We start from the raw sequence: 20,253 nt of genomic DNA on the forward strand, positions 1-20,253 counted from the left end.
CCCCCCCCCGTAGCCAAAATTAACAATATTCAACGTAAAAAATAGGGTTACTTCCCCAAAATCTAGCCATTACGCCTACACCAAAAGGTCCATTACACCCACACCAAAAAATAACATTCCAACTATAGTCCGACTATAGAGAAACCAACAAAATAACCCAACAAATAACCCAAAATAAACCAACAAAGACAACAACAAAGACAACAACAAAATAAAAAACAGGAGCTTGGAATAGTCCAAACTCCTGTTCTCGTACCGGCTTTCGCTTTGAAAAAGCCTAAATCACATTAGCATTCGGAAGCACATTACCATCTTTATCAACATTGCAACTATGCTCAACTGCAATCGTAATGTGATCAGAGTCAACGGAGAAGAAACCGTCAGTCACATTAAAAACATGACGTTCGCCTTTTAAATCGTCAACTTTCACTAAACCGTGATCAATTAACGCAAGCACAGCCTCATGTCCAGGAAGTATACCCATCGAGCCATTCACAGAAGGAATAACTACAAACTTAGCTTCACCTTCCCACACAGGATGCCTGGCTGCCACTACACTAACGCGCAGCGTTTTTACTTGCTTATCTACCATAATCACGCACCAAACTCTTGCTGCATATCGTGCCAACGACGCTCAAGATCATCAATGCCACCAATACCGGAGAATGCCTGCTCAGGAATCTCATCGTAAACGCCATCGCAAATGCGAGTGAACGCTTCAATGGTTTCATCAGCTGGCACGTAAGAACCTGGGCGACCCGTGAACTTTTCAGCAACATAGAAGTTCTGACCAAGGAACTGCTCAATTTTACGAGCACGGCTCACAGTAGTCTTATCTTCCTCACCAAGCTCATCAATACCAATCAAAGCGATGATATCTTGCAGCTCCTTATTACGTTGCAAAATAGCTTTCACACGATTCGCGCAATCATAATGAGCTTGACCAACATAACGCGGATCAAGAATTCTAGAAGTAGAAGCCAAAGGATCTACAGCAGGGTAAATACCTTTAGCTGCAATATCACGCGAAAGCTCTGTAGTTGCATCCAAGTGAGTGAAGGTTGTTGCAGGTGCAGGATCAGTGTAATCGTCTGCAGGCACGTAAATAGCCTGAAGTGAAGTAATAGAATGACCGCGAGTAGAAGTAATACGCTCCTGCAACGCACCCATTTCATCAGCCAAGTTTGGCTGATAACCCACTGCGGAAGGCATACGTCCAAGCAACGTAGAAACCTCTGAACCAGCCTGAGTAAAGCGGAAGATGTTATCAATAAACAGCAACACATCCTGATTCTGAACATCGCGGAAATACTCAGCCATAGTCAAAGCTGTTAAAGGCACACGAAGACGAGTCCCAGGAGGCTCATCCATCTGACCGAAGACAAGTGCAGTTTTCTCCAAAACTCCAGCTTCAGCCATTTCGCCGATTAAATCGTTACCTTCACGAGTACGTTCACCAACGCCAGCAAATACGGAAACACCACCGTGATTCTGTGCAACTCGCTGAATCATTTCCTGAATCAACACAGTTTTACCAACGCCAGCGCCGCCGAACAAACCAATTTTTCCGCCTTGCACATACGGCGTAAGCAAATCGATAACCTTAATACCTGTTTCAAACATTTGAGTCTTAGACTCAAGTTGATCGAAAGCAGGTGGGTTACGATGAATTGGCCAACGCTCAGTCACTTCAATGTGCTCACCTGGCTTAGCATTCAAGATGTTGCCAGTTACATCGAACACATGGCCTTTAGTTACATCGCCAACAGGCACTGAAATAGGACCGCCTGTATCTCTTACTAAAGCACCACGAACCAAACCATCCGTAGGTTTCAAAGCCACTGCGCGCACAGTAGAATCACCAAGATGCTGTTCAACTTCCAAAGTAATCTCGTGAACAGTATCTCCCTCAGTGTTACCAACAGTCGCAATATCAACTTTGAGAGCATTATAAATATCCGGCAGATAGCCGACAGGAAACTCAACATCAATAACAGAACCTTGTACACGCGTTACGTGACCGGCTGTTGGGTCGACTTCCTTTTTAGCCTCTGGAGGTGCTGTGGTCTGATTTTCAGCCATTGCTCCTAATCCTCCTCATTATTCAGCGCATCCGCGCTGCCGATAATCTCGGTAAGTTCCTGCGTAATAGAAGCCTGACGAGAAGCATTAAGTTTCCTCGTCAAATCTTCAACCAAATTACGTGCGTTATCTGTAGCCGTATGCATAGCATTCTGGCGACTTGCAGTTTCTGAAGCAGCAGAAGTCAAAAGACACTCATGAATACGAGATTGAATATATTTTGGCAAAACAGCGTCCAAAACTTCGTCTGGGCTAGGCTCAAAGCAATATTCAACTGCATCATGATTACTACGACTTACTGCTTCTACACGAGCGTTCACTGCACCAGTAGAAGAAAGTGATGCTGATGGACCTGAAGCTGCCTCATAATCAGGACGGTGCATAGAAAATTCTTCGCCATCCTTTAATGGAACTAATTCCACAGGCAGCATGCGCAAAGTACGCACCTTTTGTCTGACCATATTGATGAACTCAGTGAAAACAATATATAGTTCAGAAACTCCACCATCATTTTCTGGCTTCATATAAGCATCCATTAAAGTATCAGAAATTTTTTCTGCAATAGTCACATCAGGATGATCCGTAGAACCTTCCCAAGTGCCTGCAACATCTCTATTACGATACTTGTAATATGTTGCTCCACGGCGTCCGTAAACGTATAGCTCAGCATGCTTACCTTCAGAATCTAATTTTGCAAGCAATGCTTCCGTCTCTCGAATAATTGAAGACGTAAAAGCACCAGCCATACCACGATCTGAAGTTAGCGCAAGCACAGCAACACGATTACCGCCACCTGTTTTACCAAAAATAGGATGCTTAACATTTTCCTCATGATGAGCCACCAGCGCCTGCACGGCATCGAAAATCGCATCACTATATGGCTTTGCGTTCAAAGCAATATCGCGAGATTTAGCAATATGTGATGACGCAATCATTTCCTGAGCTTTGAATATTTTACCCAAAGACTGTGTGGAAATAATCCTCGATTTCAATGCAAGTTGGGAAGACATATACTACTTCTCCCCAGACTCGTTAGAATCAGATTTACGCTTTTCAGACTTCTTAGCTATAAGCTGCTCTTTTTCAACAGGAGCAGGATTTTCAGCTGGCGGCAAAGAATCCTTCACGATCAAAGGCTTACCAGCAGAAGTCTTAAATGTTCTGCGGAAATCGTCAATAGCAGCATCAAGCTTAGACTCAGTTTCCTTAGTAAAATCTTCAGTATCGTGAATTACTTGCAAAATATCAGTTCCTTTATCAAGGTAATCTAATAATTCGCTTTCAAAACGCAAAACATCTTTTACAGGAATATCATCAAGCTTGCCATGCGTACCTGCCCATACAGAAACAACCTCTTGCTCCATAGAGCGAGGAGAGAACTGCTTCTGCTTAAGTAACTCAGTCAAACGAGCACCACGAGTAAGCTGAGCCTTGGAAGCTGCATCCAAATCTGAAGCAAACATTGCAAAGGATTCCAAAGACTTATAACGAGCCAAGGAGATCTTCAGCATGCCAGAAACTTTCTTCAAAGCCTTTGCTTGAGCAGCACCACCAACACGGGAAACGGAAATACCGACATCAACTGCAGGACGCTGACCAGCATTAAACAAATCAGACTGCAAGAAGATTTGACCATCAGTAATAGAAATCACGTTGGTTGGAATGTATGCGGAAACATCGTTTGCCTTTGTTTCAATAATTGGCAAGCCTGTCATAGAACCGCCACCCAAATCATCGGATAGCTTAGCGCAACGTTCAAGTAAACGAGAGTGAAGATAGAAAACATCACCTGGATAAGCTTCACGCCCAGGTGGACGGCGCAAAAGCAAGGAAATTGAACGGTATGCTTCTGCTTGCTTCGACAAATCATCGAATACAATCAAAACATGTTTGCCGTTATACATCCAATGCTGACCAATAGCCGAACCAGTGTAAGGCGCAATATACTTAAAACCTGCAGAATCAGAAGCTGGGCTAGCAACGATCGTTGTATACTTCATAGCTCCTGCTTCTTCAAGGCTCTGACGTACAGCAGCAATAGTTGAACCCTTTTGTCCAATTGCCACATAGATGCAACGAACTTGTTTCTTCGGATCTCCAGTTTCCCAATTTGCACGCTGATTGATAATAGTATCAATAGCAATTGCAGTCTTACCTGTCTGGCGATCACCAATAATAAGCTGACGCTGACCGCGTCCTATTGGCGTCATAGCATCAATTGCCTTCAAACCTGTTGACAATGGTTCATCAACAGGGTGACGGTGAATCACATCTGGTGCTTGAGCTTCAAGAATACGACGCTCTTTGCACTCAATCGCACCCAATCCATCAATAGGAGCACCCAAAGGATCCACAGTACGACCAAGGTAAGCATCACCCACTGGTACGGATAACACCTCACCTGTGCGATATACTTCCTGCCCTTCTTCAATACCCGTAAAATCGCCTAGTATAACTACGCCAATTTCATGAGCATCAAGATTGAACGCAAGACCGAGAGTATCGTTCTCGAAAGTAAGCAACTCATTTGCCATGCAGCCGGACAATCCAGCTACGTGAGCAATGCCATCGCCAGCCGTAACAACATATCCAACTTCTTGAGTTGGCATATCTGTTGGCTTATACGAGTCAACGAACCCATCTAGAGCCTTGCGGATCAGGGCGGGATCAATAGATAGTTCCGCCATAATTCTCCTTATGTACATTATGTACTTGCGTGAAGCTATTCGCTCCAAGCTTTGGCTTTCAGCAAATTGTGAATATCACACAAATTTGCCATAAGCATTATTTAATTGCCTGAGTCCATGCACCATTGCGCGCTGAACGCTGTAATTGTTTCAGCTGCATCAACATGGTACGATCAGTTACTTTATCTCCGATGCAAATGCGCATACCACCAAGCACATTAGGATCTACAATTGGGTTAATGTAAGCACGGTGACCCAATTTCTTACTGTAAATCTCAATCAATCGCTTGATTTGTTTCTCGCTAAGAGGCTGTGCTGTGGTTACTGTCACTAATGTTTCTCCAGCTTCACGCTCGAAACCAGACCATGCACCACCAAAGCTACCTTTCTTACCGGTATCTTCTCCGCCATGCCATGTACCAACTAAGTAATGCATGATGCGTAACACAACTGGATGCGCTTTATCTCCTATAAGATCGTCAATAAGACGAGATTTATCTTCAGAAGATCTATTCGGATCAGTAATTGCATCAGAAAGCTCAGGATACTGATTAAGAGTGTCTACTAACAAAGACAACTCGTCGGCAATACGCTGTGCCTCGTCGTGCGCGTCCGTAATGGCTTGCACAAGCGAAGTACGAGATAAGCTCTCACTCACTCGCGATGCTTTTGCCTGCATCCTTTACCTCCCACTATTCATGATCTGAATTTTCTGTATTCTCAACTTCATCAATGACGTGGTCGAGAACTTGTGCGCTCACTTTTTCATCATCCAACTTCGATGCAAGAATCTTGCCTGCCAAGGCAGCGGCCAATACTGAAACCTCTCCTTGAAGACTAGACATAGCATGCTTATGCTGAGCTTCAATAGAACGCTGCGCTTCACTAATAATCTTCGCAGCATCATGTTCAGCACGCTGGCGAGCTTCATCAATAATCTTTGAAGCTTCTGAACGAGCTTGCTCTCGTGTTTTAGCAGCATCGGCTTGAGCCTGAGCTACTTGAGATTCAATATTTTCTTTAAGCTCATCTGCTTCACGCTGTGTTTCAGCAGCTTTAGCCATTCCGCCTTCAATTTTTTCTGCACGTTCATCGAAAATTGCTTGGAACTTTGGCATAACAAACTTGTAGAAGAATACGGCAAGAATCACCAAAATGATGAGCGACCACACGAGATCGTAAGCTTCAGGCAAGAACAATGCCAATTTACTATCTCCGGCTGCAAAAGCCATGGCTTGTCCTTTCTTTTTTATTACTTATGACGTTTTCACGTCTACACATAAAGTCTTTACTCAGGCGTTCATACCCATGATGTATGAAACGAATCCGAGCAAGCCCAAAACCTCAATGAATGCCAAGCCTACGAACATGAACAACTGCACACGATTGCCAACCGCTGGTTGACGAGCTGTGGATTCCATAGCCTTAGATACCACAAAAGACATACCTAATGCTGGAGCGATAGTTGCAATAGCAAATCCAAGAATGCTGAGGTTACCAGTCAAACCTGCGAGAGCAACGATAGTATTCATTTTTATTCCTTTCTTTATAAACTGCTTACAGTAGTTAAACTGTTATCAGTTCAAAACTTATGCAATTAACTTGATACAAGTTATGCGATTCATATTTTGCATGACTTAGGCAGCAGCAGCTGCACTCTTTTCTTCCTCTTCCGGATAACTTTCCGAAACATAAACCGATGCAAGAACAGTGAAAATAAACGCCTGCAATCCTGCAACCAAAATCTCAAACACTGTAAATAATATTCCGCCAAGAAGCCACAATACTCCTCCTAATGCGAGAAGTTTATTGCTCGAATCTACAACATAAAAATTAGTAAAAACTAAGCAAGTAGCAACTAGCAAATGCCCTGCAACCATATTTGCAAACAGACGTATTGTAAGAGAAAGTGGTCTGACGATTATAAGTTCTATAAGTTGCAATGGCGAAAGAATGAAGTAAATAGGCCAAGGCACTCCAGCTGGGAATAACGCTTCACGGAAGAAGCGCAAAAATCCTTTTTCTCGTATACCAACATAAAGATATTGACATACAACCCACAATGCAAAAACCAATGGAGCAGCAATTGACGCAGTTGCAGCAATATTAAAACCTGGAATAACAGCGCACAAATTAAAGCAGAATATTGTTAAAAATAGCGTAGACATCATAGGAACGTAACGCTTGCCACGCTCTTCGCCAATCATCTCATAAACAATGTTGTATCGCACAAAATCCATAAGAGTTTCAACTAGACTCTGCCAACGAGATGGAACTAACCTTGCTCGCGCGGCACTGATACCAAATACAAGCATGATTATGATCATCATCAATAATCGCACTAAAATAATGCGATTCATTGCAAATGGAGTTCCTTGGAACAAAATTTCTGGAGGCAAAAAATCCTTAATATTAGGCAACTCTGGCTGACCTGACGCTATTACCATAGCATTGGTAAAGCCTCCAACGACTCCGCTCACTGACGCCTCCTGCTAGTTTGACGCACCTTATAAAAACAAGCTGCACTTTTTGCAAATCCGTCTTTGCCAGGCGGCATGCATAAACCGAAAATACGGCTTCTGAATTCCGATTCTACTCGTGCTTTGTACATAACTTATACTCCCTGTAGTTTATCACATTTTAGACTTATGGTTTTTATTTATTTTCCGATAAAATACAAGAAAATATATAAATTTTTATAAGGATACGGTTAATTCACGTAAAAATTACCACTATATTTTTGAAAATTATTCATGCACATATGTTCACTTCTATGCCACAAACCGTACCCCTCCACGGTAAATATTTAACTCTTAAGTAAGCTGCACGCGCTAACTGCAGACTTGAAAATTGGAAAAACACTTAATTTTATTAAGCATATGTTTATTAAAATAGAAGACTATGTATAATTTGGTATGTTTTCGCAAAGAAACACGCCAAAAACTTGACAAATCTCAATTTGCACCTATTGTAGATAGAGCTGTTAAAAATAGCCGACGCGGGGTGGAGCAGCTCGGTAGCTCGCTGGGCTCATAACCCAGAGGTCCATGGTTCAAATCCATGCCCCGCTACTAAAAGCCAAGAATTAAGCAATTTTCTCACGATTTGCTAATATTCTTGGCTTTTTTACTTTACTTAAATATTCCTCATTATCTCTTTACTGCAAATCTTCCATTACGCTAAAATCAAATCGAGAAGGAAAGGAATTAAGTTAATGAGGGGATTAAATACGTTTAATTCTGAGCAAAATTTAACGTTAGATTTATTGGAAGCAGAAAAAACGTTGGACGTTAATGAAACTGCAAAAAAATTATCTGTTTCTACTGCAACTATAAGAAATTGGGTAAAACTAGGAAGAATTAAGAAAATAAATACATCAGGCAAAAAATTATTATTCGAAGAACACGAAGTAGAAAAACTTTTATCAGATATAATCACAGGGAAATCTGATAAATTAACCAAACGCAGAAATAAGAAGGCTATTAAAGGACTGAACCTTTACGCTGATTACATTGAAGATGACGGAAAAAATATCTTAATCGGCTCAGAACTAGTAAAGAAAGATTCTGCTTTATATACCGCCATACATACCGATCTGCATACCGATACATATCCAGATCAAGATCCAAATCAAGATCAATATCCCGATCCATATCCCGAAAAAAATATAAGAATTCTTATAGCAACCTTAGCTTTGAAACTTTATTTACAGTCAGCAAAACTTCCATATATTTCATTGCAAGTCTTCATAGCACAAAATAAAAATGACTGCATATCTAAGCTATTGCGAGAATTATTGCACAACATCGACATCTCGCAATTAGGAACGTATCAGAACGTACCAACACCAACTTTCATACCATATCAAGATTTCCTGGGCTTTATATACATTTCAGTTAGCAGCATTTCATATAGAAAATCTACTGGCTCTTATTTCACACCAATAAATATCGTAAATAAATTACTTGATTCAGTAAAAGCATCTACACAGTTCAATAATGGAAATATTATTGATTTATGCTGCGGAACCGGAAACTTTCTTCTTGCATCGCTCAAAAGAGGTGCGTCAATAGAGCGTTTATACGGTAACGATATAGACGAAATCTCAGTTTCTATTGCGAAATTAAACCTTTGTATAAACGGAATAAACAATATAAATACACTAAATGAACATATTAGAAAAGTTGATTCTCTATTAAATAGAGATACGAGAAAATATGATCTCGTAATTGGCAATCCGCCTTGGGGATATGTTTATTCCGAAACTGAAATTAATAAACTTCTAAATAGTTACAAAACAGCATCAAAGAAAGGCTCTGAATCTTATGACTTATTCATGGAGTTATCTTTAAATATTATCAATCAAAATGGGCTAATAGCATATGTTTTGCCAGAAGCCATCTTAAATGTAAAAGCACATCAAAAAATAAGATGTTTCATAAAAAATACATCTTCTATAAAATTTGTTAGCTATATTGGCAATCCTTTTACAGGAGTAGCCTGCCCTTGCATACTTATTGTCTTAAAAAAGGATGGCGAAGGAAGTACTATAGGCTGCAATATTGAAACGAACAATTTAAGATTCACAATAAATAAGAACCGTGATCTATCAGAAGAATATTGGAATTTTGACCTTTCTGACGAAGATGTTGATTGCTTAGAAAAACTTACTAACGTAAAAAACGGATTTACACTGAAAAATCAAGCTGACTTTGCATTAGGCATTGTTACTGGAGCAAATAAAAAATATATTTCTAATACAAAAAACCCACAAAATGAGATGATACTTAAAGGAAGCAATCTACATAAATATTATTTTGACAATAGTAATAGCTACATCCATTTCGTTCCGAACACATTTCAACAAGTAGCTCCCATTGAAATGTATCGCGCAAAAGAAAAGCTAATTTATCGCTTTATATGCGAAGCTCCAGTTTTTTCTTACGATGCAAATCAAACATTATCTCTAAATAGTGCCAACATACTAATTCCTCACGTTACAGGGATTAGCATGAAGTATATTTTAGCAATACTAAATTCTAGAACAATAACTTATTGGTGTCGTAAAAAATATAATTCAGTAAAATTACTCAGATCACATATTGAAGAAATACCATTCCCAACACCTTCAAGCGAGGAACAAAATACAATTGTGAAGCTTGTAGATAATTTACTAAGCTTAGAAAATCATTGCACATTAGATAAAACAACTCTTTACAATGAGATCGAAGAGCATGTTATGAGATTATATAATCTTAATAACTCAGAAAAGGAGATAATAAACAGCTTTTCTAGTCAATTCGATTCTTTTCTAAAGTAGTAAATTTCTTTTCTAAAGTAGTAGATATTTTGACTCAAATTGCAACAACTAACAGAATTATCACTGTGACTAAAGTTACACAGTTTCGAGTAAGGTTCCGTACTTGAGTAAAGCTCAGAACTAAACTAAATTGACGGACTTGAGTAAAGCTCAGGATTTTAATAAAGTGCCTAATTCTACTAAACTGCCGGATTTAAATTACATAGCAGATCAACTAAACTGCCAAAATGCTATTCTTCTATTTTTGAAAACAGATCATATAATTCTTCATACGTAAGAACTCGTTTTAGATGATTCTCCATATGGTAATGTAGAGTCCCTTGATTCAAATGGAACTGCCCTTCTCCTTCATTACCACGATGTTGCTTATTGGAATATCCAGGGCACTTTAAAACCTCATCTTTTGTCATTGAAAATATCCGAATGCAATCTGCAAAGAATAGACCATAATAAAGAACCTGAAATTCTTTAGTTTTTACTTGTTGAATATTGCAATCAAAAGCAAATCCCTTTTCTACATCACTACTTTTCATTGAGCGATTAGCAAGGTTTGCTTTTTTACATTGGCTAATTACATTTGTATCTAGAATTTTATCGTCATTTTCTTTCATAACGGTTGAGAACTTTACTTCAACTCGTCCTTCTGTTTGAGAATATTTATCAAATGCAGAATCATGGGATTCAGACATGTTATAAAGATACTTAATCATTATTTCTGCTACTGTACCGAACCTGCGAGTTCTAAGAGCAAAAATACCATCTCTAAATTCCTTCAATTCTTCCGACTTATCCACTTGACTTTCCAATTTATCTTCCACTTTATCTTCCACCTTACTTTACACTTTCTCGGATTTCTACTTTACGATTTGTCGCTGTTAGAGTTCGATTTTTACTTTACGATTTTAGATTTTAGATTTTAGATTACGATTTTTACTTTACGATTTTAGATTCAAAATCTTTTCCAATATATTGAAAACTACAATCGAATTCATATTTATTTTTTATTTACCAATATTTTGTTCTACATATCGCGCTAATAGTCAAAATTATTTCTAAAAACAAATTAAACACTTAAAAGCACATATATCAATAAAGCAAAATAGACAAACGACGGCGAGCACGTTTCAGACGCTCATCATCCGCTGGAAGCATTGCAAAATACTCAAGCATTCTAGAGCGAACAGTATCAAAATCATTGCGATGCGTAGCAACTAGAAAATCAAGCAATCTGTCAAAAGCATCTTCAATATGGCCATCAATCATATCTACATCCGCTACAGCAAGCTGAGTATTAACATCATCAGGATTATCACCAGCAGATTTACGAACTTCAGCAACATTCGTATTCACGTTGCGCGCAAGCAACAAGGCTTTAGCATGCTCACGAGCAGCAAGAATATCATGAGGATCAGCTTCCATAACCTTAGCATATTCGCGAGCAGAACTCTCATAATCACCTTGTGCTGCAAGCTCATGCGCTTTTTCATGAGCAGGAGGAACTTTTTCAATAGAACTAGACTCAGACTTACTCTCACTTTCATTACTATCATCTAAAGTAGAATCATCTGAACTCTCTATAAAGGGAGCAGTTCCAGCAACTCCAGATTGTTCTGCAACCTGAACAAGTTTGGGCAAAATTACTGTGCAAATTTGTTGCATTTCCTCATCGCTTGGTAAACCATTCACAATTGGCATTGGTCTTCCGCCAACCAAACCATATATTGAAGGAAGCTCACGAGCGCGCAATGCCTGAACAATATTAGGACTTTCATCCGCGTCAATACGAGCTAATTGCATACGACCATCAAGAGAATTTACTGCATCAGCTAATTTTTGAGCTACTTCATAACAGCTTTCATCGCTATGCTGCCAAAGAAGAAGAACAATAGGGAAGCTAACAGAAGTTTGAACCATCGATTGGAACGATTGCTCATTTACATCAATAACGTATCCGCCAGCTTTTGGAGCAGATCCAGCATTATTTACAGAAGAAGATTCCGCTGCCCTAGCAGCTTGCTTAGCTTGAGCTTCAACACGGCGCTTAACTGACTCTAAGTCTACTGCTCCAGCAAGGGAAAATACTCCAGGATTCATGTTCTGCGATTGTTCATTCGCCATATTATTTGCCTCATTTTCAATTCACAGTACTTATATCACAGTACTTATATCACACACTCACGCATAAAAGCGAGATAAAGTGAGATAAAATCTGGATAAGCGCTATAAAATCTCAATAATCTCAATAGACCTCAACAAACCTCAACAATCTAAAGTGCTTCTACTTTAATCGGCTGACGTTCAGCACCAACAGGAGTAATTTTCATATTTGATCCAGCGTGAGGAATAACCAAAGCAATAACATTAACGTACGTAACGCGCATCGTTGATTTTGCAGGAGAATCTCCAAAAAGCGCTTTTTCTTCATCTGAAGCAGGTCGCGATTCTCTTCCCTCTCCAGCTTTGCGAATCCACACAGAATCAATTCTTGCAACCACTAGATCATTGCCGTCAGTAGAACGCATAACGCTAATATCACCTAAAGCAGGCGAAAAAGTTTGCTCCTGAGTACCTTTATTACGCTCCATACCTTCCTGAACTGTTTTCGAAAGCTCGTTTAACTTTTGACGTAAATAATCATTTGAAAAACGGTTAGCAAACTTACTTTTATCTCCATGTTGCAAAACATCTGCATAAGCTACAACAGCATCTCGAGGTGTCATAACTAATCCAGAATCATTATCTTTGCCCATTGAAGATCCTATAGAAGGCACTGCAAACTTAGGTAGATGCACTCCTGGGAACAATCGCGAAACAGCCCATAATTTGTAATTTGCGCGAGCGCGATCCTGACGAAAAACTAGAAGACGCTTAGACTGCTGATCTTTAGTCGTTGTTGTAATAGTCATAATATCTCGCGGCCAAGCAGGATTTACAGGAATGATTGTTTGAGCAACTTCACGAGGAATAGTTGTTTTAGGATCTAATTTTCCTGTTTTACTAGCAACAGTAAGCTCACTGGTTCGCACAGCCAACTCAGGACCACTCAAATATGAATCTAAACCTTCTACTTTTTTCTCATCATTAGCACGTTCTAAAGCACGCAAAATTCTAAGACGTATGTCTTTCTCTTTAATCATCATAACGTCAGGCTGCTCTTTTAAGACTTGACTTTCAACAGGCTTAGGAACTTGACCGTCACAAGCAGAAAGACTTAAAGTAACACCAAAAACTAAAGAAGAAGTAATAATAGAAATAAAAGTTCTAATAATTGATTTACGCATAATATTTTTATCTATCTGCTTATTCTTGTGTTTATTATTATGCATATTCAACTACTCCCCATCATTTTCTGATGAATTGCGGTTTTTGAAGTTATTTTTACGAATCTTACGATATCTATCGTTGACTTGAGCCTTCTCTTGACGTGAACGCTTACGACCGTGCTCATTCTTATTGCCAATATTTCCGCCATTGCCGCGCAATCCGCTCAGCTGACGTTTTCTTCCGCGCGAACGCGAACTGCGAGATTTACCAGAATCATAATCGCTTATATCTTCACTAGTAGCATCACTAATTTCAGAATCAAAGTCACCATTGATTTGAGAATTGTGAGTATCTGAAGAATCCGAAATGTCACTAGAAACATCGCTATCATACACATCTGACTCATACTCACCTAAATCACTAGCCTCTCGCGCATTAGCATCTTCGCGATTTTCGCGATCAGAATCATTGATAACGCTACTACTACTTGACATAACACTTAAATCAGCATTATCAACTAATTTGCGAACAGCATTCTTACTCGAATTGCCATATGATTCCTGTGCTAAGCGAGCAAAATAAGATTGCAATTCATCTCTACTTATTACTGCTGTTTCATCTGTAAAATCAGAAGATTTAATATTTGCATAGCTTTCTTTTGACTTGCTTGTTGAAGACGAATTATCATCTCGAATAACTACTGAATACTTCTGCTCATTATTCTGATTTGAAATATTCTCTTTATTCTTCTTACGAGCATGAACACCATGACGAGCATGAGATGAAGAAGACTTACGCTTATGATGCGAGCCAAATAATTCCGCGAACGTTCCAGCAAACGCTTCAATAATACTCACTTCTACACGTTTATTATTAGATTCTGCTTCCAAAAGCATAGAACGACTTGCAATCAACCGCTTATTACGACGACGATGAGGCGACATAGCAAACACTGTTGCAGAAAGAGCTGCCATAATCAGCAACAACGCTCCTACGAAATAAAGAGGAGTGGCAAAATCTGGAATGGTATGCCTACGCCAACGCATTTCAACATATGCATTCTTCGCATTATCACCTAAATCAATAAGAAAAACTCGCCTAGCTAATTGCGAGCGCAACGCTGTAGACTGAGAGGAACTGCTGCCGGCATCATTTTTAGTTCCTTCTGAAATATTCAATCCATTCTCATCACGCTTACCAGATTCCGTATGCATATAAGCATCAGGGTGAGTTTGCACAAAATCAGAAAGATTAACAGATAATCGAGCCAACCCCAATTGACAAGTGCTTGAAGCCCATAAATCTGATTTATTAAAAGGCACACTTTGATTTGAATTAGTGTCAGAATTTACACCAGAATTAGAAGAACCGTCAGAATTAGAAGAACCGTTCAAAGAATTTTTATTCTCAGCAGAATCTTCTTTATCCAAAACAGGATCCTTTTTACCTTCTGCTTCTTGAGATACAGACGAAAGTCTATTCCAATCTTTCAAACCGGTAATTCTCGCAACAGGATATCCAGAAACCCATCCGTGCGCATCTTTAGCTAACGCAAGCGCAATACAAACTGGTTTCCTAGAACCTTCTACAGCAACGTCAATACGAACATGATTATCTACCATATTCATAACGCCAGGATCAGTTATAATATAACGCTTATCAATTATATGATCGTAAGCATTTATGATTGAATCTGGCTTCCAAATAGTTGAATTAAGCACTCCTAAAGCAATACTTATTATGGCAAGTATTACGAAAAGAGGAGTCACAATCCCACGCATAATTTTAGCGCGCATTGTTGTTCTTTGCATAGATCTCTTTTCTTTCATAAATAATCCCATAATTGCATATCGCTTCTATTAAATTGCATATCACTTCTATTCTACTAGCTTTTCTTATTAAGTGCATTTCTAGTTTTTTATATATCAAATCAACATAAATCAACATAAATCAACATAAAACCAGAATAAAATCAACATCACGCGGTAGTCTGAACCTTATGAAAAAAACTAGTTTTATAAAAAAATCTTTTCTAGTACGCGCAACGGCAATTTTAAGCGCTATTATTATGTGCGCTGGATTAGCATCATGTGGCGATGAAGAAGGAAGTCAGTCTGACCCTAAAGCAGACGCAGCTGGAATGCACGTAATGTCCGGAGTGAGCGCAGAAGGCGAATTAGGCAAGATGCCTAAAGTAACATTTAATACTCCTTTTAATGTTGAGAAAAATTCATATGCAATTTTGCAACAAGGAAACGGCGCAAAGATTGAAGAAGGCGACCGAGTTTGCACTCAAGGAACAATTTATTCAGCAAAAGACGGCAAAGAATTGATGAGCACTTGGAAGAAAAAAGATTCTCAAGATTGCTCATTGGTAGTAAATAAAAACCAAACAAATCCTCAATATTATGCTCTTCTAAAGGGAAGAAAATTAAATAGCACAATCGCATTCGGCGTTAAAAGCGAGGGTAAAAATCCTTCTTATCTTATAGTTCTTACACTCGTATCTAAGAGTAAACTATTAACTAAGGCTTCAGGGAAAAAAGTCACTGATATACCTAGCAATTTACCAAAAGTAACTCTTGATAAATCTGGAGCTCCATCATTAGATAAAAATAACTACGTTCCAGATGGCAAGCTTGTTTCTCAAACTTTGATTGAAGGAACTGGAAAAACAGTGACTGATAAAAGCACTGTCACTGCTCATTACAGCGGTTGGACTACAGACAAAGACGGCAAGCTAGTTCAGTTTGATTCATCTTGGAAACGAGGGGCACCTGCAGATTTCTCTTTAAATGGTCAAGTGATTTCTGGATGGACAAAAGGCTTAGCAGGAAAGAAAGTCGGGTCGCAAGTGCTTCTTATCGTTCCTCCAGATGAAGGCTATGGAAAAGAAGATAAAAAGGATGCGAACGGAAAAGTAACAATTCCTGCAAACTCCACTCTTTACTTCGTTGTGGATATTCTTTACGCTTCCTGATTTTGTGACTTTAGATATTAAAGTAAATAAGTAAATAATTAAAAAAGTAAATAATTAAATAAAAAATAAATTGAGGTACCTTAAAAGTTTTTGGTCTATAGATCAAAGTTTTTAAGATACCTCAATTTTTAACAATTAACAAACAATTAACGATTTAAATATCGCGATGCTTTTCAATTACGTAGCCAATTACGTACATAACTACGCCCCAAGCGAGAACCACTAAACCGGACTGCCACCATGTGAAAACATATGCGTTTGGTGGAAGTTGCAGCCCAGAATTAGCGGAGGCTCCTAAGAATTGGCTTACAGCACTGCCTGGCAAAATCTGAATAAGTATTGAAGTCCACTTCGCAAAATTGCTTGCAAGCATAATAATGCTAACAATGGTCTGCAGAATCACCACGGCTCCAATAACGCACATAATTCCGCCAGCAGTTGACTTGCAAATCATGCCAAAACCGTAGGCCATTGCTGACACAACAACCATAATTGCAGGAGAGCCAAGGAACAGAGTAAGCGGCAATTTCCACACGTTGCTTCCCGATAATCCGGAAATGTTATCTCCCATAAAAGCTAATTCTGCAGCAGCTAGCGAAACTGTCATTGCAATAAGTTGGGCTACAAAAACGTAGATTGCAACCGCAACAAATTTAGCCGTAAAGAACATACCCCTTCGAGGTACAGCAGTAAGAGAAGCCTGAATCGAAGTTGTAGAATGCTCCGCGGTTACAGCAAGCACTGCAAAAATTGCCAAAACAATCAAAGATACAGAAGCAAAGCTAATAACTAAGTGGAAAATGCTTTCTTGCGATGTAATAAGGTCACTTTTATCGCTTGGTCCAACAGTAACTACAGCGCTTGATCTGCTTTGACTTGTTCCATTTCTACCAGCGTCAACATTAGACAGTGATTTTTGCACAAGCGCGATAATAAAGCTAAAAATTACTGGCAAAGCAACTGTTAATGCCATGCACCACCACGTAGATGCAAGACCACGCAACTTAACAATCTCAGATTTAAGCGTGTGCATAAATGTAAGATGCAAGTGCTGAGCGTTCATGCTACGGCCGGTTCTGTAAGAATTGTTCGTTTGATATTCAACAGCTTGTCCAATTTGCTCACTCATTTTACGCTCCTTCCATTTACATATTGCATTCCAGATGAATATGTTGCATTTGGTAATGCTCTAGTCACATACTGTTCTTGACCGTGCGTAAGAGCTAAATATGCTTCCTCAAGCGATGCATGCTCTTGATTTAGCTGATATACCAAAATTTGATTATCTGCAATTTCGCGCGCAATCTGACTTAGCTCGCATCCTGTTATTCTAAAAAGTTCGCCTTCTTGAACGTCTTGAGGCGTGCGATTATCTTGCAAAATCCTACATTCTGGATGATTTTGTGTGAGTACTTGCACTAGTTTTTCACCTTCTGGAGTCACAAGTCGCACAGCGTGCTGCGAATGTGCATCAACAAAATCTTGAACTGTTGTACGCTCCAAAATTTCGCCATGCGCAATAATCACAAGGTTATCTGCAGTAAGCGCGACTTCGCTCATTAAGTGCGAGCTAAGAAGTATTGCGCGACCTTGACTTGCGTAATACTTGCATAATTCACGAACCCACTTAACGCCTTCCGGATCTAATCCGTTAATTGGCTCATCCAAAATTAGATTGTGCGGATCCGCTAAAAGCGCTGCAGCAATCGAAAGACGCTGGCTCATGCCCAGCGAGAAAGATCCTGCTTTGCGGGTTTTTACGCTAGTTAAACCAGTAATATCAATCACTTCATCAACGCGCTTTTTTGATATCCCGTGAGTTAAAGCCAGTGAATACAGGTGATTGTAAGCAGTGCGACCCCTATGAGCAGACTTTGCGTCAAGAACTGCTCCGACTTCTGTCATCGGGGACGTAAGTTTTGTATAAGGTATGCCATCAATAAGAGAAGTTCCACTATTGGCATGAATAAGATTTAAAGCACAACGCATCGTTGTAGATTTACCAGCACCATTAGGACCTAAAAAGCCTGTAACTTTGCCATCTTCAGCTACGAAAGAAATGTCGTTAAGCGCTGTTTTTGCACCGAAACGCTTTGTAATATGTTGAAATTCTAACATAAATTAACAATACCACAAATAAAAAAAAATACACATTTTATGCAAGCGTTTACAAGTACAGTCTATTGCATTTTGTAATGCGATTGTTTATTTGCGATTGTTTATTTATATTCGCTTGTTGTATCAGCAATTTATTGCTGCATGCTGTGCAATCCACGCGTGCATGGAAACTGCTGCAGCAGCGCCCGCATTTAGCGAGCGCACAGAACCGAATTGCGAAATATAAACAACGTCATCTGCCATTTCTAGCGCTTTTTTAGAAAGACCTGGACCTTCAGCGCCAAAAAGCATAAGGCAACGTTTAGGGAACTTGTAAGTTTCCATAGCAACAGCACCTGGAATAATATCGAGCGCTATAACACGCGCATCTTTAGCGTCTTGTTCCTGCAACCTTGCGATTTCTTCAGCTTCTTTATTGCCATCTGCTTGTGCAAGAAGCAAAAGTTGATGCGCTTCTTCTGCTTCTTTAAGAATATTTTCTCGCCAATTATTTACTAGAGTTTCAATCGTTGGGCAACACTCAACATACTGATATAACTCTGTCATTAACGAGCCTTTACGATTCCATTTATGAGGACCTACTATATACACTTTTCGCGCGCTAAAAGCGTTTGCAGTGCGAACCATAGAACCAATATTGAAATCGTGAGTCCAATTTTCTACTGCTACTTCAAACTCGTTTCGACCTTTAGCGTCTAAGTCTGATTTAATTGCTTCCACTTTCCAGTATCGATAGCAATCTAAAACGTTACGCTGGTCACCTTCGTTTAATAATTCAGTGCTAAATCGCACATCATAATTTGGCGATTCTGGATTATCTGGACGAGGCTCATCTGGATGCTCTTGAACCCATGGGCCAACACCTATAGGACGGAAAACTGGCTCATCTGAAGCTTTTGCAGCCAAAGTAATTGGGTTTGGTTCGTGCATGTAAAATTTCTGCTCCGTACTTACAACTAAAAACTAGTGGATTAGCGATTGTAATTCAATGTTTAACAATGCTTAACAACTACTCTTGGCAACCGTCTGTTGCACAATCTCCTGTACAGCCTGCTTTGCAATGGCCGCCACAGCAATTATCTTTACAACAATGCTCAGTGCAACCATCATGCTCACAATCACCAGTGCACTTAACCTCACAATGGCCACCACAGCAATTATCGTTGCAGCAATCTTCATGAGCTGCATTTTCACGTAGTTCTTCTTCATCGAAAGCTTGAACAAATGCCATTTTAGTATTCTCCTCACTTATTGGATTTAGTAATTGAAGATGTCTATTGCCTTGATTATCCGCATCTACACCACCAATCAATGCAACTATAGCAAGAATTTGAGCACCTTGCTGCTTAACAATGCTAAAATCAAGACTTAATTCATTTCCGTGCCTTAAAGTCACAAGAGAAGAAGTTTGAACATACGATTTTTCAGAAAGCCAAGAGTCAAGTAAAAGTACTCGTTTGCCTTTAATCGATGGACCTTTTGTTGAAGGGAAAACGAAATCCATAACAAATCCGTCTAGTTCAATTCCCTTACGTTCAGCCGCATGAATAAGAGCGAAAACCATTGGGACAGCAGCAGCTGTCAATGCGCCAACAGAGTCAACATCTTTGTCTAGCGAATATCCAGCACGCTCAATCGCATCAAAAAGAACATCTCCAACAAGCTTAGAGGCATGCTGAGCAAATGTAACAGAAAACAGCTCACTAAAAGGCTTTGCGCTCATATCTGCGCAAAGCATGCGTTTAAGTTCAGAACGTTCTTCCTGCAATTCCAACATCGTCACACTCCTTAGCTTTTTACTT

The 20,253-nt window shown here is 39.5% G+C and carries 18 protein-coding genes and 1 tRNA gene; 3 read left to right on the forward strand and 16 right to left on the reverse strand.

Annotated features, from left to right (window positions below):
* Positions 1 to 277 precede the first annotated feature (277 nt).
* The 8 genes from HMPREF3230_RS05330 to atpB all read right to left on the reverse strand — a co-directional run bounded on the left by HMPREF3230_RS05330 (position 278) and on the right by atpB (position 7,216).
* On the reverse strand, positions 278 to 592 hold the full coding sequence (locus tag HMPREF3230_RS05330; protein ID WP_075523887.1) for a F0F1 ATP synthase subunit epsilon: 315 nt from the start codon (positions 590 to 592) through the stop codon (positions 278 to 280).
* A 2-nt stretch (positions 593 to 594) separates the two neighbouring features.
* Positions 595 to 2,082, reverse strand: a complete 1,488-nt coding sequence (gene atpD, locus HMPREF3230_RS05335) for a F0F1 ATP synthase subunit beta (protein WP_075523888.1) — start codon at positions 2,080 to 2,082, stop codon at positions 595 to 597.
* Positions 2,083 to 2,087: 5 nt separating this feature from the next.
* Entirely contained in the window at positions 2,088 to 3,092 is a 1,005-nt protein-coding gene (locus HMPREF3230_RS05340) for a F0F1 ATP synthase subunit gamma (RefSeq protein ID WP_075523889.1), read from the reverse strand.
* A 3-nt stretch (positions 3,093 to 3,095) separates the two neighbouring features.
* The gene (gene atpA, locus HMPREF3230_RS05345) at positions 3,096 to 4,769 is read right to left on the reverse strand and encodes a F0F1 ATP synthase subunit alpha (RefSeq protein ID WP_075523890.1); all 1,674 of its coding nucleotides are present in this window, start codon (positions 4,767 to 4,769) and stop codon (positions 3,096 to 3,098) included.
* Between the two features lie 97 nt (positions 4,770 to 4,866).
* Positions 4,867 to 5,448, reverse strand: a complete 582-nt coding sequence (locus tag HMPREF3230_RS05350; RefSeq protein ID WP_075523891.1) for a F0F1 ATP synthase subunit delta — start codon at positions 5,446 to 5,448, stop codon at positions 4,867 to 4,869.
* Positions 5,449 to 5,461: 13 nt separating this feature from the next.
* Positions 5,462 to 6,001, reverse strand: coding sequence for a F0F1 ATP synthase subunit B (locus HMPREF3230_RS05355; RefSeq protein ID WP_075523892.1), 540 nt, complete (start codon positions 5,999 to 6,001; stop codon positions 5,462 to 5,464).
* 60 nt (positions 6,002 to 6,061) lie between these two features.
* Complete coding sequence (locus tag HMPREF3230_RS05360; protein ID WP_075523893.1) at positions 6,062 to 6,301, reverse strand: ATP synthase F0 subunit C; 240 nt, start codon at positions 6,299 to 6,301, stop codon at positions 6,062 to 6,064.
* Positions 6,302 to 6,406: 105 nt separating this feature from the next.
* Positions 6,407 to 7,216 (reverse strand): F0F1 ATP synthase subunit A, encoded by an 810-nt coding sequence (atpB, locus tag HMPREF3230_RS05365; RefSeq protein WP_075523945.1) that lies wholly within the window; start codon positions 7,214 to 7,216, stop codon positions 6,407 to 6,409.
* Between the two features lie 550 nt (positions 7,217 to 7,766).
* Here atpB and HMPREF3230_RS05370 point away from each other — a divergent pair.
* Positions 7,767 to 7,840, forward strand: a tRNA-Met gene (locus HMPREF3230_RS05370).
* 143 nt (positions 7,841 to 7,983) lie between these two features.
* A complete protein-coding gene (locus tag HMPREF3230_RS05375; protein ID WP_075523894.1) occupies positions 7,984 to 10,089 on the forward strand; it encodes an N-6 DNA methylase in 2,106 nt (701 codons plus the stop codon).
* 230 nt (positions 10,090 to 10,319) lie between these two features.
* Here the strand turns inward: HMPREF3230_RS05375 and HMPREF3230_RS05380 are convergent, their stop codons facing one another.
* The 4 genes from HMPREF3230_RS05380 to HMPREF3230_RS05395 form a co-directional block, all read right to left on the reverse strand.
* Positions 10,320 to 10,907: a hypothetical protein gene (locus HMPREF3230_RS05380; RefSeq protein ID WP_155642921.1), complete on the reverse strand. Its 588-nt coding sequence runs from the start codon at positions 10,905 to 10,907 to the stop codon at positions 10,320 to 10,322.
* Positions 10,908 to 11,175: 268 nt separating this feature from the next.
* Positions 11,176 to 12,207 (reverse strand): co-chaperone YbbN, encoded by a 1,032-nt coding sequence (locus HMPREF3230_RS05385; protein WP_075523896.1) that lies wholly within the window; start codon positions 12,205 to 12,207, stop codon positions 11,176 to 11,178.
* 149 nt (positions 12,208 to 12,356) lie between these two features.
* Positions 12,357 to 13,370, reverse strand: coding sequence for a DUF8094 domain-containing protein (locus tag HMPREF3230_RS05390; protein WP_075523946.1), 1,014 nt, complete (start codon positions 13,368 to 13,370; stop codon positions 12,357 to 12,359).
* 51 nt (positions 13,371 to 13,421) lie between these two features.
* Positions 13,422 to 15,182, reverse strand: coding sequence for a hypothetical protein (locus HMPREF3230_RS05395; RefSeq protein WP_082266307.1), 1,761 nt, complete (start codon positions 15,180 to 15,182; stop codon positions 13,422 to 13,424).
* A 170-nt stretch (positions 15,183 to 15,352) separates the two neighbouring features.
* On the opposite strand from HMPREF3230_RS05395, the gene HMPREF3230_RS05400 reads away from it, so the two are divergent.
* A complete protein-coding gene (locus tag HMPREF3230_RS05400; protein ID WP_075523897.1) occupies positions 15,353 to 16,333 on the forward strand; it encodes an FKBP-type peptidyl-prolyl cis-trans isomerase in 981 nt (326 codons plus the stop codon).
* A 154-nt stretch (positions 16,334 to 16,487) separates the two neighbouring features.
* Here the strand turns inward: HMPREF3230_RS05400 and HMPREF3230_RS05405 are convergent, their stop codons facing one another.
* The 4 genes from HMPREF3230_RS05405 to HMPREF3230_RS05420 form a co-directional block, all read right to left on the reverse strand.
* The gene (locus HMPREF3230_RS05405) at positions 16,488 to 17,462 is read right to left on the reverse strand and encodes an ABC-2 transporter permease (RefSeq protein WP_075523898.1); all 975 of its coding nucleotides are present in this window, start codon (positions 17,460 to 17,462) and stop codon (positions 16,488 to 16,490) included.
* Positions 17,459 to 18,451: an ATP-binding cassette domain-containing protein gene (locus HMPREF3230_RS05410; protein ID WP_075523899.1), complete on the reverse strand. Its 993-nt coding sequence runs from the start codon at positions 18,449 to 18,451 to the stop codon at positions 17,459 to 17,461. The genes HMPREF3230_RS05405 and HMPREF3230_RS05410 overlap by 4 nt, the downstream gene beginning before the upstream one ends.
* 123 nt (positions 18,452 to 18,574) lie before the next feature.
* Positions 18,575 to 19,381, reverse strand: coding sequence for a TrmH family RNA methyltransferase (locus HMPREF3230_RS05415; protein WP_075523900.1), 807 nt, complete (start codon positions 19,379 to 19,381; stop codon positions 18,575 to 18,577).
* Positions 19,382 to 19,460: 79 nt separating this feature from the next.
* Positions 19,461 to 20,228 carry a hypothetical protein gene (locus tag HMPREF3230_RS05420; protein ID WP_075523901.1) on the reverse strand — a complete coding sequence of 256 codons (768 nt, stop codon included), beginning with the start codon at positions 20,226 to 20,228 and terminating at the stop codon, positions 19,461 to 19,463.
* Between the last annotated feature and the right edge of the window lie 25 nt (positions 20,229 to 20,253).

The organism is Gardnerella vaginalis, assembly GCF_001563665.1.
GTDB classification, from domain to species: domain Bacteria; phylum Actinomycetota; class Actinomycetes; order Actinomycetales; family Bifidobacteriaceae; genus Bifidobacterium; species Bifidobacterium vaginale_A.

Bases quoted from the DNA above. Each gene is read 5' to 3' on its own strand.
- HMPREF3230_RS05330 (WP_075523887.1), bottom strand. From the start codon at position 592: ATGGTAGATAAGCAAGTAAAAACGCTGCGCGTTAGTGTAGTGGCAGCC.
- atpD (WP_075523888.1), bottom strand. From the start codon at position 2,082: ATGGCTGAAAATCAGACCACAGCACCTCCAGAGGCTAAAAAGGAAGTC.
- HMPREF3230_RS05340 (WP_075523889.1), bottom strand. From the start codon at position 3,092: ATGTCTTCCCAACTTGCATTGAAATCGAGGATTATTTCCACACAGTCT.
- atpA (WP_075523890.1), bottom strand. From the start codon at position 4,769: ATGGCGGAACTATCTATTGATCCCGCCCTGATCCGCAAGGCTCTAGAT.
- HMPREF3230_RS05350 (WP_075523891.1), bottom strand. From the start codon at position 5,448: ATGCAGGCAAAAGCATCGCGAGTGAGTGAGAGCTTATCTCGTACTTCG.
- HMPREF3230_RS05355 (WP_075523892.1), bottom strand. From the start codon at position 6,001: ATGGCTTTTGCAGCCGGAGATAGTAAATTGGCATTGTTCTTGCCTGAA.
- HMPREF3230_RS05360 (WP_075523893.1), bottom strand. From the start codon at position 6,301: ATGAATACTATCGTTGCTCTCGCAGGTTTGACTGGTAACCTCAGCATT.
- atpB (WP_075523945.1), bottom strand. From the start codon at position 7,216: ATGGTAATAGCGTCAGGTCAGCCAGAGTTGCCTAATATTAAGGATTTT.
- HMPREF3230_RS05375 (WP_075523894.1), top strand. From the start codon at position 7,984: ATGAGGGGATTAAATACGTTTAATTCTGAGCAAAATTTAACGTTAGAT.
- HMPREF3230_RS05385 (WP_075523896.1), bottom strand. From the start codon at position 12,207: ATGGCGAATGAACAATCGCAGAACATGAATCCTGGAGTATTTTCCCTT.
- HMPREF3230_RS05390 (WP_075523946.1), bottom strand. From the start codon at position 13,370: ATGCGTAAATCAATTATTAGAACTTTTATTTCTATTATTACTTCTTCT.
- HMPREF3230_RS05395 (WP_082266307.1), bottom strand. From the start codon at position 15,182: ATGAAAGAAAAGAGATCTATGCAAAGAACAACAATGCGCGCTAAAATT.
- HMPREF3230_RS05400 (WP_075523897.1), top strand. From the start codon at position 15,353: ATGAAAAAAACTAGTTTTATAAAAAAATCTTTTCTAGTACGCGCAACG.
- HMPREF3230_RS05405 (WP_075523898.1), bottom strand. From the start codon at position 17,462: ATGAGTGAGCAAATTGGACAAGCTGTTGAATATCAAACGAACAATTCT.
- HMPREF3230_RS05410 (WP_075523899.1), bottom strand. From the start codon at position 18,451: ATGTTAGAATTTCAACATATTACAAAGCGTTTCGGTGCAAAAACAGCG.
- HMPREF3230_RS05415 (WP_075523900.1), bottom strand. From the start codon at position 19,381: ATGCACGAACCAAACCCAATTACTTTGGCTGCAAAAGCTTCAGATGAG.
- HMPREF3230_RS05420 (WP_075523901.1), bottom strand. From the start codon at position 20,228: ATGTTGGAATTGCAGGAAGAACGTTCTGAACTTAAACGCATGCTTTGC.